This is a genomic window from Bacteroidales bacterium (genome assembly GCA_029210725.1).
GTDB lineage: Bacteria > Bacteroidota > Bacteroidia > Bacteroidales.
The window spans coordinates 18,153-33,250 of the sequence record JARGFM010000004.1 but is presented as its reverse complement, the minus strand read 5'-3'; the positions used below and the strand labels follow the sequence as shown (position 1 = coordinate 33,250).

10 protein-coding genes are annotated in these 15,098 nt (G+C 49.8%); 5 read left to right on the top strand and 5 right to left on the bottom strand.

All coding sequences use genetic code 11. The annotated features are described in order from the left end of the window. Positions 1-10 precede the first annotated feature (10 nt). Together P1P86_03180 and P1P86_03175 are read left to right on the top strand one after the other, a co-directional pair. The gene (locus tag P1P86_03180; GenBank protein ID MDF1574178.1) at positions 11-2,431 is read left to right on the top strand and encodes an ABC transporter permease; all 2,421 of its coding nucleotides are present in this window, start codon (positions 11-13) and stop codon (positions 2,429-2,431) included. A 146-nt stretch (positions 2,432-2,577) separates the two neighbouring features. Further along, the gene (locus P1P86_03175; protein MDF1574177.1) at positions 2,578-4,335 is read left to right on the top strand and encodes an arylsulfatase; all 1,758 of its coding nucleotides are present in this window, start codon (positions 2,578-2,580) and stop codon (positions 4,333-4,335) included. 24 nt (positions 4,336-4,359) lie between these two features. On the opposite strand, the gene mnmE is transcribed toward P1P86_03175, so the two are convergent. The 4 genes from mnmE to P1P86_03155 are packed head-to-tail and all read right to left on the bottom strand — an operon-like array spanning position 4,360 to position 10,724. Next, complete coding sequence (gene mnmE / locus P1P86_03170; GenBank protein ID MDF1574176.1) at positions 4,360-5,757, bottom strand: tRNA uridine-5-carboxymethylaminomethyl(34) synthesis GTPase MnmE; 1,398 nt, start codon at positions 5,755-5,757, stop codon at positions 4,360-4,362. Positions 5,758-5,781: 24 nt separating this feature from the next. After that, positions 5,782-6,237 (bottom strand): DUF2141 domain-containing protein, encoded by a 456-nt coding sequence (locus P1P86_03165; GenBank protein ID MDF1574175.1) that lies wholly within the window; start codon positions 6,235-6,237, stop codon positions 5,782-5,784. Continuing rightward, positions 6,234-9,305 (bottom strand): MMPL family transporter, encoded by a 3,072-nt coding sequence (locus P1P86_03160; protein ID MDF1574174.1) that lies wholly within the window; start codon positions 9,303-9,305, stop codon positions 6,234-6,236. The genes P1P86_03165 and P1P86_03160 overlap by 4 nt, the downstream gene beginning before the upstream one ends. A gap of 9 nt (positions 9,306-9,314) precedes the next feature. Continuing rightward, positions 9,315-10,724 carry a hypothetical protein gene (locus P1P86_03155; protein ID MDF1574173.1) on the bottom strand — a complete coding sequence of 470 codons (1,410 nt, stop codon included), beginning with the start codon at positions 10,722-10,724 and terminating at the stop codon, positions 9,315-9,317. 130 nt (positions 10,725-10,854) lie between these two features. On the opposite strand from P1P86_03155, the gene P1P86_03150 reads away from it, so the two are divergent. Continuing rightward, complete coding sequence (locus P1P86_03150; GenBank protein MDF1574172.1) at positions 10,855-12,243, top strand: aldehyde dehydrogenase family protein; 1,389 nt, start codon at positions 10,855-10,857, stop codon at positions 12,241-12,243. Here P1P86_03150 and P1P86_03145 read toward each other — a convergent pair. Continuing rightward, positions 12,224-13,351 carry a helix-turn-helix domain-containing protein gene (locus tag P1P86_03145; GenBank protein ID MDF1574171.1) on the bottom strand — a complete coding sequence of 376 codons (1,128 nt, stop codon included), beginning with the start codon at positions 13,349-13,351 and terminating at the stop codon, positions 12,224-12,226. The two genes, P1P86_03150 and P1P86_03145, sit on opposite strands and share 20 nt — an antisense overlap. 64 nt (positions 13,352-13,415) lie before the next feature. Between P1P86_03145 and sucD the strand changes: the two genes are divergently transcribed. Then, positions 13,416-14,297 (top strand): succinate--CoA ligase subunit alpha, encoded by an 882-nt coding sequence (gene sucD, locus P1P86_03140; protein MDF1574170.1) that lies wholly within the window; start codon positions 13,416-13,418, stop codon positions 14,295-14,297. Between the two features lie 14 nt (positions 14,298-14,311). After that, positions 14,312-15,058, top strand: coding sequence for a 3-oxoacyl-[acyl-carrier-protein] reductase (gene fabG / locus P1P86_03135; protein ID MDF1574169.1), 747 nt, complete (start codon positions 14,312-14,314; stop codon positions 15,056-15,058). The last annotated feature ends 40 nt before the right edge of the window (positions 15,059-15,098 follow it).

Sequence of the window (15,098 nt, the reverse complement as noted above, 5' to 3'; positions counted from 1 at the left end):
TTGAGCTGTTATGATAAAGACCTACCTGCTCATTGCATTTCGCAATGCTTTCAGAAACAGGGCCTACACGCTGATTAACCTGCTGGGACTGACCATTGGTATAAGCAGTTCCATTATAATTCTGCTGTTTGTGATAGATGAGGTAAGCTATGACAGGCACCATGAACACTTCAGGGATATCTATAGAATCTGTATCAGGGGGAAGATACAGGGCAATGAGGTTGAAGCCGCTGTATCCAATGCTCCCATGGGTGCTACCCTGAAGTCTGATTTTCCGGAGGTGGAGGAGTTTACCCGCCTGTATACCTTTGATGGAGATCCCAAGGTCAGGTTTGAAGAGAAGGTGTTTATTGAGGAGGACTTTTATTATGTGGATTCGACCTTCTTCCATGTATTCACAGCACCGGCGGTCTACGGAAATCCGGACGATATGTTAAACAGGCCCAACACAGTCGTGCTGACGGAAGAGACGGCGCGCAAGTATTTCGGGAATGAAGATCCTGTGGGGAAGTTACTACAGGTTGGTGAGCAAGAGGAAAATTTTGAAGTTACCGGGGTGGTCAGGGGATTTCCGGAGAATTCCCACTTCCGCTTTAATATGCTTGGATCCATGAGCTCCATATATCTGGCCAATTACACCCAATGGCTGGGGAACAATAACTATACCTACATTCGGCTTGGGAAGGACGCTGATCCTGGTCAGCTGCAGGCAAAATTCCCGGAGCTTATTGCAAAGCATATGGGGACAGAGCTGGAAGAGGTCCTCGGATTATCGATGGAGGAGTTTTTAGCATCCGGGAACATTTACGGATATTTTCTCGAACCATTGAAGGACATTCACCTGAAGTCGGATCTTCAGTTTGAAATAAACCCGGGCGGAAGCCGGTCTTCGGTCATTATTTTTTCAGTGATTGCCCTGTTTCTGATCCTGATAGCTTCCGTTAACTTTATGAATCTGGCAACTGCCAGTGCTTCCAGAAGGGCCACCGAAGTGGGAATCAGGAAAGTAGCCGGTGCCGACAAAAGTAGTCTGGTCCGGCAGTTTATTGTAGAATCCTTTCTGATTACGCTTATGGCTCTGATTCTGGCCGTGGTATTGGTGGAGCTTTTTATGCCCGGATTTAACAGTATTACGGGGAAGGGACTTGAATTAGAGTCCCTGGGCACCCTGCGCCTGATCATCGGACTTCTGGTAATTGGTCTATTTGTGGGCTTTGTCTCCGGAAGCTATCCGGCTTTTTTCCTCTCTTCATTCAAACCGGTGGATGTACTGAAAAGCGGGGCTATGCGCGGGGCCAGGGGAGCAAGCCTGCGCAGGATTCTGGTGACCTTTCAGTTTGTGGTGACTATTTTTTTGTTCATATGTACGATTCTGGTAAACAGGCAGATTAATTATTTACGGGACAAGGATCTGGGGTTTAACAAGGAGAACCTGGTAGTCATAGACCGGGTCTATGTGCTGGGTGCGCAGACAGATGCCTTTCGCCAGGAGTTACTGAAGAATCCATCCATTCTTCAGGTTACCCTTTCCAGTTCGGTACCGGGTGGATTAATAGGAGACAATGCCTACCTGCCGGAGGGAGCTTCCACCCATGAAACCTATGCCATAAATAACCTGTGGGCCGACTGGTATTTCCAGGAGGCCTATGAACTGGAGATCCTGGAGGGGCGATGGTTCCAGCAGGAAATTCCAACGGACTCCACCGCGCTGATACTTAGTGAAGCGGCCGTTCGGGCACTGAACTTTGACGATCCCCTTGACAGGCGCCTTTATACACAGTTCGGTGAAGACACCAGCGATCCGCACCACATCATCGGGGTGGTCAAAGATTTTCATTTTCAATCCCTGCATCAGGAGATCAGGCCACTCATTATTCGCTTTAACGATGTGAATAAAAACCAAATGACGGTTAAAATTAGTGACACTGAGGCAGGAATGACCCTGGACTATATCGAGAAGATCTGGAATTCCTTCCGGGAACAGCAGCCCGTTCATATGACCTTCCTTGAGGAAGAGCTGGCGGCGCTTTACAACAATGAGGAGAAGACAGCCACCGTCTTTAATATCTTCTCCATACTGGCCATTTTTATTGCGGCTCTCGGACTGCTGGGCCTGACCTCTTTCAGTGCTGCCCAGCGTACCAAGGAGGTGGGCATCCGCAAAGCCATGGGAGCTTCCATCGCCAGCGTTTTGCTGTCCCTCTCCAGGGAATATATCTGGCTGATCCTTTTATCGACCATGGCTGCGTGGCCCCTGGGATATTTCTTTATGAAAGACTGGCTCCAGGATTATCCGCTTCGGGTTGGCCTCGACCCGGTGGTCTTTATCCTGAGTTCCCTGATGGCTTTTATCATTGCTTCGGTCACAGTCCTGCTGCGTGTCTATCAATCCGCTTCTGCCAACCCGGTTAAAGCTCTCAGATATGAATAGGAACTTTGAGGAATAAGCCAACGAACCAGACCGATCTACAAGAAATATCCAGTAACTATAAGCGGATTGGACCTGAAGCTGCTGAAAAAACTTTTAACTTCTGCAGAATTAAGTATTTTTAAGCCTGATTCTTAAAACCCGAAGCTATGAGATTCCTGCTCCTTTCCAGTCTTTGCATTAGTTTACTGACGCAGGCCTGTTCCAGCGGTCATGAGGCCGAACAGCCCAATGTAATCGTCATCCTGAGCGATGATCAGGGCTGGGGAGACCTTTCAGTACAGGGCAATACCAATATCTCAACCCCCAATATAGACGGGCTGGCGCGTGCAGGTGCTTCCCTGGAAAATTTCTATGTCTGTGCAGTCTGTTCACCGACCCGGGCCGAGTTGCTGACAGGCCGTTACCATTTCAGGGGAGGGGTTTACAGTACGGGGGGTGGAGGCGAACGCCTGGATATGGATGAGACCACCATGGCTGAAGTGTTCAGGCAGGCAGGCTACCGCACTGCGGCTTATGGCAAAGGGCACAATGGCATGCAGTATCCCTATCATCCCAACGGACGGGGATTTGAAGATTATTATGGCTTTTGTTCCGGTCACTGGGGGAACTATTATTCACCCATGCTGGAGCATAACGGAAAAATTGTAAAAGGGGAGGGTTTTATTATTGATGATTTTACCAATCACGGACTGGACTTCATGGAAGAACATGCAGGCGAACCTTTCTTTCTGTATCTTCCCTTTAATACACCTCATACTCCCTTCCAAGCGCCTGAGGAATACTGGGACCGCTACAGGAACAAAGAGATCACCATGCTTTCGGACCATGAAGACGAGGATATGAACGAAACCCGCGCGGCCCTGGCCATGTGTGAGAACATCGACTGGAACGTGGGCCGGATCGTGGAGAAGACCAGGGAGCTGGGGATCGAAGACAACACCATCATTATCTACTTTTCTGACAACGGTCCAAACACCTGGCGCTGGAACGGAGGGATGAAAGGGAAAAAGGGCTCGGTGGATGAAGGGGGAGTGCGCTCGCCCATGTTTATTAAATGGCCCGGAAAAATAGAAGCCGGAAAAAAGGTGGAGACCCTGGCTTCTGTTACTGATCTGCTTCCCACCCTGAGTGAGCTGTGTGGTATTCCATGTGAAACCATGCATCCGCTGGACGGGACCCGTGTTACAAACAGTATCCTGAAGGATGATTCCGGTCCGGAGGACCGCTATCTGTTGAATTACTGGGACGGACGCATTAGTATCAGGAGTCAGCGCTACCGGCTTGATCCCGAAGGCGGACTGTACGACATAGTCAAGGATCGCGGTCAGACAAAGGATCTCGGGGATCAGCTGCCAGAGATCAGGGAGCAGATGGAAAAAGTGGCTGAATCCTATCGCGTTCAGATTGACAGAGAATTGCCGGAAGAGGATCCGAGACCTTTCTACCTGGGCCACCCGGCTCTCAAATATACCCAGATCCCGGCCCGCGACGGAACGGCCCATGGCCAGATCGAACGCTCCAACCGCTGGCCCAACTGCTCCTTCTTCACCAACTGGATCAGCAAGGATGACAGCCTTAGCTGGCAGGTGGAAGTGCCTCAGGAAGGGACCTTTAAGGTTGCCCTCTATTATACCTGTCCGGAGGGTGATGAGGGTTCTCGCATCCTGCTGTCGGTCGGGGAGAGCTATTTGGAATCGAAAATCACCGAAGCATTTGATCCGCCCCTTCGCGGTATGGAAGAGGATCTGACTCCGCGTATGGAATCTTATGTAAAAGACTGGAAAGAGATGGATATGGGAACCATCGATCTGACAAAGGGAACCTTTCAGATGTCACTGAAGGCTCTGGATATGCCCGGCAACAGCGTGATGGACTTCCGCCTCTTTCTTTTCGAGCGCATTTAGATCCTGTTGAAAAAGGAGCGCTTTTTACTTTCCGATACAGAAATTTTTGAAGATATTGCCCAGTACCTCATCGGTGGTCACTTCCCCGGTGATCTCGCCCAGGTAGTGCAGCACCTCATGGATATCCTGCGCCAGCAGGTCGGAGGGCAGGGCAGAGGTGAGTCCTTCGGAGACCCGTGAGAGTCCTTCGGAGGCCGAATTCAGGGCATTGTAGTGGCGGATGTTGGAGATGACCACATCCTGGTGTTTCAGGCTGCCCAGATTGACCATGTCAAGCAGCATCCGGGTAAGGCCGTCGATGTTCTTACCCTGTTCTGCAGAAATAGCAATGATTCTTTCATTCTGCTGCAGTTTGATGCTGTTTTGCAGCTTCTCATGCACCTTTTCAGGAACCCGGTCCGACTTATTCAGAACGACTACCAGTTGTTTGCCTCCTCCCATCTGTTCCCGGATTGCTTCGATGGACTGCCTGATATGGACCAGGTCATCTCCGGCTTCGGTCAGTAAAAGAACGATAGAGGACTGTTCTATCTTCTGGTAAGTACGCCTGATGCCCAGGTTCTCGATGGTATCGGCAGTTTCCCGGATGCCGGCGGTGTCAATAAAGCGGAAGCTGATTCCTCCCAGGTTAATGCTGTCTTCAATGGAGTCGCGGGTGGTTCCCTCCATATCGCTTACAATGGCGCGTTCCTCTTTAAGCATGGCATTCAGCAGGGTCGATTTGCCCACATTGGGCCGGCCAACAATTGCTACCGGAACTCCGTTTTTGAGTACATTGCCCAGCCGGAAGGAACGGATCAGCTCATCGATCAGGGCGCCAATCTGCCCGACCAGCTCAATCAGTTGGCCGCGGTCGGCAAACTCCACTTCCTCTTCGCTGAAGTCCAGCTCCAGCTCAATCATGGAAATGAAGTGAAGGAGCTGTTTGCGCAGGGCTTTCAGGTGCTCCGAAAAACCTCCGCGTAATTGCTGCAGGGCCACGCGGTGGGCGCCCTCCGATTCGGCGGCAATCAGGTCCGCTACGGCTTCGGCCTGGGACAAATCCATCTTTCCATTCAGGAAGGCCCGCTTGGTGAACTCACCCGGACGGGCAGCCTCAGCCCCGTGGCTGACCAGCAGTTCCAGGATCTTTTGCTGTATGTAGGGCGATCCGTGACAGGAAATTTCTATGGAATCTTCCCCGGTGTAGGAGCGTGGTGCCTTAAAAAGGCTCACCAGTACTTCATCAATGATTCTAGCACCCTCCCGGATTGTTCCGAAATGAATGGTATTGGGGGCTTCTTCGGCCAGGCTCTTCTTTCTTGTTGCCGGCTCGAAGATGGTTTCAGTGATCTCAATGGCTCTGGGTCCGCTTACACGGATCACAGCAAGGGCTCCATGACCCGGAGTGGCCAGTGCACATATGGTGGATTCGAAATACATCCTGCAAAAATAGGGAATATCTGGCTATTTGCCTTTCCCCATGTATCGCATGCGGATGCTGATATGCTGGTTGGGCTGATAAAACCGGAAGGAGCAATCCTCAAACTTCGGGGCCGACAGTCCGACCGGAGAATCCTTCGAGAATCCAAAACCTTCCCTTGGAATCCCCAGGGTCATATGCATCTCCAGGTCGCCGTTCTCATCATCCAGTGCGGAGATCGCCAGGGTCCCGTAGGAAAGGTCCGGAACTTTTACAGTAAATACACCCTCCTTTACATTCTCCTTATTCCAGTTTAGTTCTATCTGAGGCTTTCTGGGCCAGCCTTCCTCCGAAGTATTGATTCCGATGGCAATTTTCCCGCTGCCGGAACGAAGCTCTGTGAACCTGATTTCCAGGGTGCCTTTGGAGCCTGACTGAGAGTAGAGTGTAAGACTAAAAAAGAGACTGATCAGGGTGCCTGTGAGCCATTTGTATATCATTCTTTTTCCAGGTATGCAACTGTAAAATAGGAGGGATTGGTGGATGTGACCGACACCTGATCCATAATCATCTCCGAACTTCGTTTGTTCTGATGGTTCACGGCTTTCATCCCGGTTACCATGTATTTCCCCTGCTCCTTATCCAGTTCCCGGAACTCACTGTTGGTAATAGACTTGAAGAGCTCGCCATCAAAATCAAAATATTGAATCTTGTACACAAGATAGGTATTTTCTTCTATCCAGGAAACAGATTTACTGTAGCCATATTCATCCTCCCTGCCGGCATCCGCCGGGATGGATTCCACCATAAAACAGTTCTTATCCCTGAACAGGTCTTTCCCGAGCAGTGTATAGCGGAAATCATCCAGTCCGGGTGCAGTCATATTTGCATTAGTAAACTCGCTGCCCATAAAGCTTTTGCTCTTCTCTTTGCTCACAATACGTCTTGTTTTACGCAGTGCCGGAAGGTAGATCCACATATCATCGCTTTTTTCCGGGTAGTCGAAAATAAGGATCCCTGTTCCGCGAACTTCTGCAGGGGAGACAAATTTGATAATTCTCTTCTCCGTTCCGTCTGCCAGGGACATGGAAGCCATGGAACTTTTCCTGACTCTCTGGTTTCCCCTGGAATCTTCGATGCTTAAGGTGGAGACTGCCTCAAAGGATTTCACCTTGACGACATCGTGACTGCTTTTTATAAGCTCTCTGGCATCCTGGGCACTGGCGCTTATAGAAACAAGCAGGGCCAGCAACAGGCCCATGGCTATTCTTCTCATGGTTTTTCTTCCTTTCATATTATGGGTTAAATGCTCATCGAAAGCAGGTTCGAGGAACCTGAACCTGAACCTCAGGACCACAGCAGGCAGGATGACCAGCGCACCTGTCAGACAACTCAGAATCGAAACCACCACCAGTACCCCGAAAAAACGGATCGGGGTAAAGGAGGAGATGATTAATACCACAAAACCGACGATGACCGAAAGAGCATTATAAATGATGCCCCGTCCGGTGGTGGTAATGGTGGTAATCACCGCTTCGGTAGCCGGTCTGTTTTGCCTGCGCTCCTCCCTGTATCTCCAGAGGAAATGTATGGAATAATCGACCCCGACACCTATCATAACAGAGGAAAGCAGGGCCGTGGCTACATCCAGCCTTATTCCAGTCAGGCCCATAAGGCCGAACAGCACCAGCACCGATATGAATAGTGGGACTATTCCAAGAAGCCCTGCCTTCAGAGACCGGAAGATCATGGATACGAGAATAAATATGATGATCAGGGCAATGCCCAGCGAGTAATAAGTACCTTTGAGCACCTTATTGGCCAGTTCGGTCCGCACATATCCGTATCCACCAATGGCTTCCACGGCAGGATCCTCTTCGGTAAGCTTTTTAAGTCTTTCTATGACCCCGTTGATCGTTTCATTGTTCGTATCATTGATCCGGATCATCAGATGGGCATGTTCATAGTTGAAATCGACCAGTTGTTCAAGTTCACCGGGATCCCCGTTCATGGAGTATAGTTCCATATACTGGGCCACCGCCTCGCGGGTGGGAGGGATCTGGTCGTAAAGCGGATCGCCCGGGTCGTACAGAGCCTTACTGATTTCTTTTATTACCCCGGAAAACCCCATGGTGAAATCCACCGCATCCAGTTGCTTCATCTCCTCCCCGTAGCCTTCCATCCTCTGAAGGAGTTCGGGGGAGAGCATATCGCCGCTAAACAAAAGCGAAATGCTCTCTGATCCCCCGAACTTGGAGTTTATTATTTTTGCTGCCTTTTTAACCTCATGGCGTTCCGGAAAGAAATTCTCCTCATTGGAGTCGACCTTCAGAAAGAAGATCCCGGAAGAAATAAGCAGAGTGGCAGCCAGGGCAAGCAGCGGGGTGGGCCTTTTGTACCTGACTACGAAAAATGCGAATCGTCTTAGTAAATTCTTTCTGCCATTTCTGCCTTTTCCGGAAATGGCAGGAACAAAGCTGGATTTGGGCAGCAGGGAGAGCAGTGCAGGCAACAGCACCAGGCTAAAGAAAATGGCCAGCAGAATCCCGATGCTTGCCACCAGGGCCATCTGGCGGGCCGGGATCATGGTATGGGCCCAGAGGGCAGAGATTCCCGCGATGGTGGTAAGACCGGTGAGTGTAATCGGTTTCCAGAGATCGCTGGTGATCCGGATAGCCTTTCTTTTCATATTTTCGCCGGAGCCTGAAGCATTAAGCTCCTGGTACCTGGCAATCATATGAATTCCGTAATCATTGGCCACTGCAATCAGCAGAATAGGCACCAGCAAAGTGATGATATAGAATTTCCATCCCAGTACCGGGATCATGGAGAGCCCCACCAGGGCCGACATCACCACCACCAGGAAGGGAAGCCATACCCCTCTCCATTCCCGGAAAACCAGAAAGAGAAATATAAGCATCAGCAAGAGGGCAATGGGTATCAGAATCAAGCCGTCTCGCTTAATATCCTTATCAATGGCCTGACGGAGGTAGGGGAGACCTCCAAAATAAATATTTTCCGCACCGGGATGTTCCTGCAGGATCCCGTGAATTCCTTCAAAAACCTCATCTTCGCCGGCATCTGCTTCCAGGGTAAGTACCAGGGCCGTGGCTTTAAAATCATCCGATACCATCACCTTATAAACTAGTTCATTCCCTTGAATAGTCTGCCGGAGTTCTTCACGCTGTGTTTCATTTTCCGGGATGCGAAGGATGGTTGGTTCCACGTACATGACCCCCTCTTCGCCATAGATGTGATTGGAGCCAAAAAGGGAAGAGCTCTGTTTAATTCCCTCCAGGCGTCCAATCTCTTTTTCCACCACCTTCAGCCGCTTTAATGTGGCCTCTTTCAGAATATCATCTGTTCCAAATATCATCATGATAATATCCTGGTTGCCGAAGACCTCCTCGATCCGGTCGGTGTTTACCATGGAGGTCATGGTTTTGGGGAAATAGTTTTTCAGATCGGGATCAATTTCCAGTTTCAGCAAAGACATAGAGAACCCGACCGTGAATAACAGGGAGGCTGCGATGATCCACCAGCGGTATTTGATTATTTTCTGATTCATGGAATTTTTTTAAAATGTTAGTGTCATGGAGAGAAATCCTGCATTTAGCACCGGCCCAACCATATCATAAAGGGAGTGTTTACTCCCCCACAAACCATGAAGACCCGCTTTCACACGAAGGCCATCGGCCGGCATCCAGGAGACGGCCGGCCGGGCCATCCACTCATCCGTGCTTATATTATATAAAACCGGGGCATGGATCTCCAGTTTGTTATGAAAAAAATCTCCTTTCAGTACCAGGAATACGGAATGATAATTCTCCTCCAGCTGGTAGTTATACAGTCTGTTGAATGCAGCGACCTGTTCTATTATCATCGCATTCACCGTTTCCGGGCCATCAGGCATCCCTCCCTGCATGAGCGGTAGAAACTGTTCCCGTTCGGCCGAGAGCAGCGGTTCGGCCAGGGCGGGAGAATAATCCATAATGAATTTGCCGTAATACCCTGCTATGGTGGTCCACCAGGAACCGCTTCTTTCTGCTTCAGCTGTATAAGAGATCTCGGGAAAGGGCAGGTACTCCCTTTCTTTGTGGTCGTTGTTTGCCTGCAACCAGGCTCCTTCGACCCTGAAAATCCAGGCGCCGGCAGGAATGGAGAGGTCCACACCAGCCATCCTTATTTTGTAGGCTTTTTCCAGAATACTCAGGGACACGGGCTCCATGCTCAGGCTATCCAAAATAAAGGAGTCAAAGGAGATACCGGGCCAGCCATGATATCCATCGAACCAGTACAGGGATGCATCCATCACCGGAGCGTGCAGATCCAGGCGGATGCCATAACTTCCCTCATCGAGTTTTACACCGGGATATTCGGGTTCCAGGAAGGAGACATACCCGGGCATAGGGATGGGATCTGTCAATAGTTTCCCGGGCCGGTAGAGGGGGTTCCAGGTAGCGGTCAGTTTCAGGAGGGAACCCAGATAAAGATTTCCCTGCAGGGCCCAGATTCCCAGATTCATATCATCGGTCTCCGGCGACCTGGTGGCAGGGTCCATGGGCGTTAGTTTATTGGTTGGATTAAACAGGGTTCCTTTACCCCAGGGAGAAATCAGCTTCCCCAGTCTGAATCCAAGCGGTCCGCTTTGCAGGTCCACATACGCCTCCCTGAGTTCTATTTCTGAAATAGTCTGCTGCCATTCTGTACCGTGCCTGAACCTGATATCAGCGAGGGCAGTGGCCCTGTTACCTGCTTTTGCCTTCATCAAAAGCCCTGCCTGGCCATAGGCACTCTGCAGATAGGGATCCTGTTCAAGTGGTGTTTTTCCGAGGTAGATGGCCGAACGTATAAATCCGCCAATGGATAAATACTCCTTTCCGGAGGAGTCCGGTCCTTCAGCCAGCGAAGATTCAAACAGCCCCTGACCCGAAACCCCTGTAATACCAAGTATTAGAAGCAGTACCAAAAAAGATGTCCGTTTCATCAAGGCAAATGTAAACTGAGCGAGGATATGAATCGTCCGGATGGTGCGGTCCGGACCGATGTTTGAGGTAAAAGGGGTTCAAGCCGACCAGTCTGAACCCTTTGTATAAGAAATTGCTATTTTTATCACCATGAAGGAACTGATTGCATCCCAGCGTAAGTATTTCCTGGCAGGTCATACCAGGCCCATCGCTGAAAGAAAAAAGAACCTGCGCAAGCTGCATGATCTTTTACTGGAAAATGAATCCCTGCTCACAGAAGCTATATACAGGGATTTCAGAAAGCCTGAACTGCTCACCATAGAGAATGAGCTCAGCCTTCCTTACGGGGAGATCAACAGTGCTGTGCGTCAACTGAAGCGATGGTCGCGATCCAGGCGGAAGCTCACGAATCTTTCCAATTTTCCGGCTCGCACCAGAACCATTCCGGTCCCTTACGGGGTGACCCTGGTGATCGGTCCCTGGAATTATCCCTTCATGCTGTCTTTGATTCCCATGATCTCTTCCCTGGCAGCCGGAAATACGGTCATCCTGAAGCCCAGTGAGGTCACCCAAAACTCATCCTCGGCTATGGCTTCGCTGATTAATTCCAATTTTCCCCGGGAGCTGATTTATGTGGCAGAGGGAGGGGTAGAGGAGACCACGGAGCTTCTGAAATTGAAATTTGATAAGATTTTTTTTACCGGCAGTACACAGGTGGGACGGATCATTATGAGGGCAGCGGCTGAACAGCTGACCCCGGTGACGCTTGAACTGGGAGGGAAAAACCCGGTCATCGTGATGCCCGATTGCAACCTGAAGCGCACCGCCCAGCGTATTGCCTGGGGCAAGCTTCATAACAACGGCCAGGCCTGTGTCTCGCCCGATCACCTTTATGTGCATGAGTCTGTTAAAGAGGAGCTGATCCGGGAAATCGGAAAGCAGATGGATCGTATTACCGGTTCTGATCCCAGGCAGAGTCCTTTGTTACCACGCATGGTGAATGAAAAGAACTTCGACCGGGTCCTGGCTTTGATTAATCCGGAGAAGGTGGTTAAAGGCTGTACTGTGGACCGTTCCGATTGTTATATCGAGCCGACCATCATGGACGGGGTGAGCCCCGGGGACCCGATTATGCAGGAGGAGATTTTTGGTCCGGTGCTACCGGTCCTTACCTATAACAGGCTGGAAAAGCTGCTGGAGTCATTAAAGCTGCAGCCGTCCCCGCTGGTGCTTTATATCTTTACCCGCAACAGGTCTCTGGCAATGCGGATCCTGAAAGAGATCGCTTCCGGAGGAGGCATGATCAACGAAGTAGTGACACATTTCGTCAATATGAATGCACCCTTTGGAGGGCTTGGAGCTTCAGGAATGGGAAGCTATCACGGGAAAGCAGGTTTTCTGGATTTCAGTCACCAAAAAACCATCATGATCAAAGCCATGTGGTTTGAGCTTTTTCTGAAATACCCTCCACACCGGAAGTTTTACCTGCGACTGTACCGGTCGGTACTGGGCAAGTCCATCAGGAATTTTTGGCATTAAGGTCTGCCAGGTATTCGCTGGGCGTCTTTCCAGTCTTCTCTTTGAAGATGGTATTGAAGCTCGATTTGGAGTTGAACCCGGAATCAAAAGCGATGGCAAGAATTGTCAGGTGTTTATATGTATTGCTTCTCAGCCGCTCTTTCACCTCATTAACCCTGTATTCATTTACCAGGCTGTAGAAGTTTTTCCCCATATGCTCATTGATCAGCTCCGACAGGATATGCCTGGAGATCCTGAGCTGCTCGGAGAGATCATAGATACTCAGTTCCCCGTTCAGATAGGGTTTTTCGATAACCATATATTTCCTGATTTTATTCACCAGCCCGGCCACATCTTCCTGTTTCAGTCCCGATCTCTGATATTTTTTATTATCGGTCTCCGGCTCCACTTCCATCTCGATGCTTTTATATCTGACCATTTCTTCAAAGATCCCGGGCTGATGAAACCCGAATACTCCGAAGAGAAAGGATAGGAGGGTCAGGCTGATAAAGGAAATCTCGTAAGGATCAAAGGGCATAAAACCCACCAGGATATCGACTCCCCCGAAAATGAACATGATGATATATCCCGCATAGAAGGTGATGGAGAGGCCCAGTAGCCATTGAAGGGTGATCTTGCCCGAAGAGTAGCTGACCAGCTGCTTCAACCTGCGCTGATGCCTGTTGATAACCACAAAAGTAGCCACAGAGTAGGCCGTGATGGAAATAAAAAAAGTAATGCCATAAATGATCCTGAAGGAGACAAAACGGTCCTTTAGCAGAAATCCGTCAGTACCGTGCATAACCCGTTCATCCAGGAACAGCAGAGAGGCTATCAGGAAGATGATAAAGGGAGAGAAATGCCAGAGGTAGCGAAGATCAAAATGGGGTTTTTCTGAGGTCATCCACATGGCATATAACAGTAATAAAGGCCCATAGGTATAGGGCAGGATTTTAATGGGATATAACTCTATCAGGGTCTCGTTAATCAGGACAATAATCATCTCGATGCAGATGATGAAGAGCCAGGCTGCCAGGATCTTGTTAGCCAGTATCCGGGGCCTTTTCACTGCAATCAGGATGCCGGCAAAGAGGGTCTGGGAGATCCCGATATAGAGGATAGCTTCCATATCGAAATGTACGAAAATTTAGTTACATTTGAGATTCAGTCAGAACCAAAAACAAAGCATGTAGATGAGCGTATTATTGAATAAAAAGTCCAGGGTGATTGTCCAGGGATTTACCGGAAGTGAAGGTACTTTTCATGCCAGACAAATGATGGATTATGGTACTGAGTTGGTAGGAGGGGTAACTCCCGGGAAAGGCGGACAGGAGCACCTGGGTAAACCGGTTTTTAATACGGTGCAGGAAGCTGTTGAAAAGGCGGGTGCCGATACCTCGGTGATCTTTGTACCTCCGCCATTTGCGGCCGATGCCATCATGGAAGCGGCCGATGCCGGGATCAGGCTGGTTGTATGCATTACCGAAGGCATACCCACAGCCGATATGATCAAAGTAAAAAGTTATCTGGAGAACCGGGATACAAGGCTGGTAGGACCCAACTGTCCCGGTGTTATTACCCCCGGGGAAGCCAAAGTTGGGATTATGCCGGGTTTTATTCATCAGAAGGGTGTTATAGGGATTGTATCCCGCTCGGGAACTTTAACCTATGAAGCGGTGGACCAGATCACCAAAACAGGTCTGGGCCAATCCACCTGTATCGGGATCGGCGGGGATCCCATCATCGGAACGACCACCCTGGATGCCGTCAAACTGTTGATGGAGGATGAACAAACCAGGGGCATCATCATGATCGGAGAGATAGGAGGCAGCATGGAAGCCGATGCGGCCTACTGGATCAGGGAGCATGGAACCAAGCCGGTAGTGGGCTTCATAGCCGGGCAGACAGCCCCCAGGGGACGCAGAATGGGGCATGCAGGTGCTATTATTGGAGGTAAGGCTGATACTGCAGAGGCGAAAATGAGAATCATGGAGGAATGTGGAATAACGGTGGTAATTTCCCCGGCAGAAATTGGAAAGAAGATGGCCTCATTGATGAAAATTAAAATTCCTTAAATAATCAACGAATCATGGATCTACTAAAAGGAAAAGTCGCAGTGGTTACCGGTGCTGCAAGAGGTATTGGAAGGATGATAACACTTCGTTTTGCCCAGGAGGGTGCCGATGTGGCGTTTACGGATCTTTCCAGGGATGAAAACATGGACTCCCTGGAGAAAGAGCTCTCCGAACTGGGGGTAAAGGGGAAAGGCTATGTGAGTGATGCCAGTAATTATGATGAGGCACATCAGGTGGTCGAGCAGGTAATTGCCGATTTTGAAAAGGTGGACGTGCTGGTCAATAATGCAGGGATCACGCGAGATACCTTGTTAATGCGCATGGACGAAGAGATGTGGGACCTGGTTATCAGGGTGAATCTGAAATCGGTTTTTAATTTCACCAAAGCGGTGCAGAAGTATATGCTGAAAGCAAGGACAGGGTCCATAATTAACATGAGCTCGGTGGTTGGCGTTAACGGAAATGCCGGACAGTCCAACTATTCCGCTTCCAAGGCCGGGATCCTCGGATTTACCAAATCCATTGCCAAGGAGCTGGGAGCCAGGAATGTGCGCTGCAATGCCATTGCCCCCGGATTTATTATCACCGACATGACCGGCAAACTGCCTGATAATGTGAAAGAGGAGTGGATCAAGAGTATTCCCCTGAAGCGGGGCGGATTGCCCGAAGATGTCGCTAACGTAACTTTGTTCCTGGCATCGGACCTTTCCTCCTATATGACCGGTCAGACCCTTCAGGTATGTGGTGGCATGAGTGTGTGATCTGATCCATTAATATCCAGGGTAATTTTCATTCGGGTCA

Coding starts and splice junctions, on each gene's coding strand:
- P1P86_03155 (MDF1574173.1), bottom strand. CDS start 10,724: ATGAAACGGACATCTTTTTTGGTACTGCTTCTAATACTTGGTATTACA.
- P1P86_03150 (MDF1574172.1), top strand. CDS start 10,855: ATGAAGGAACTGATTGCATCCCAGCGTAAGTATTTCCTGGCAGGTCAT.
- P1P86_03165 (MDF1574175.1), bottom strand. CDS start 6,237: ATGATATACAAATGGCTCACAGGCACCCTGATCAGTCTCTTTTTTAGT.
- P1P86_03160 (MDF1574174.1), bottom strand. CDS start 9,305: ATGAATCAGAAAATAATCAAATACCGCTGGTGGATCATCGCAGCCTCC.
- sucD (MDF1574170.1), top strand. CDS start 13,416: ATGAGCGTATTATTGAATAAAAAGTCCAGGGTGATTGTCCAGGGATTT.
- fabG (MDF1574169.1), top strand. CDS start 14,312: ATGGATCTACTAAAAGGAAAAGTCGCAGTGGTTACCGGTGCTGCAAGA.
- P1P86_03145 (MDF1574171.1), bottom strand. CDS start 13,351: ATGGAAGCTATCCTCTATATCGGGATCTCCCAGACCCTCTTTGCCGGC.
- P1P86_03175 (MDF1574177.1), top strand. CDS start 2,578: ATGAGATTCCTGCTCCTTTCCAGTCTTTGCATTAGTTTACTGACGCAG.
- mnmE (MDF1574176.1), bottom strand. CDS start 5,757: ATGTATTTCGAATCCACCATATGTGCACTGGCCACTCCGGGTCATGGA.
- P1P86_03180 (MDF1574178.1), top strand. CDS start 11: ATGATAAAGACCTACCTGCTCATTGCATTTCGCAATGCTTTCAGAAAC.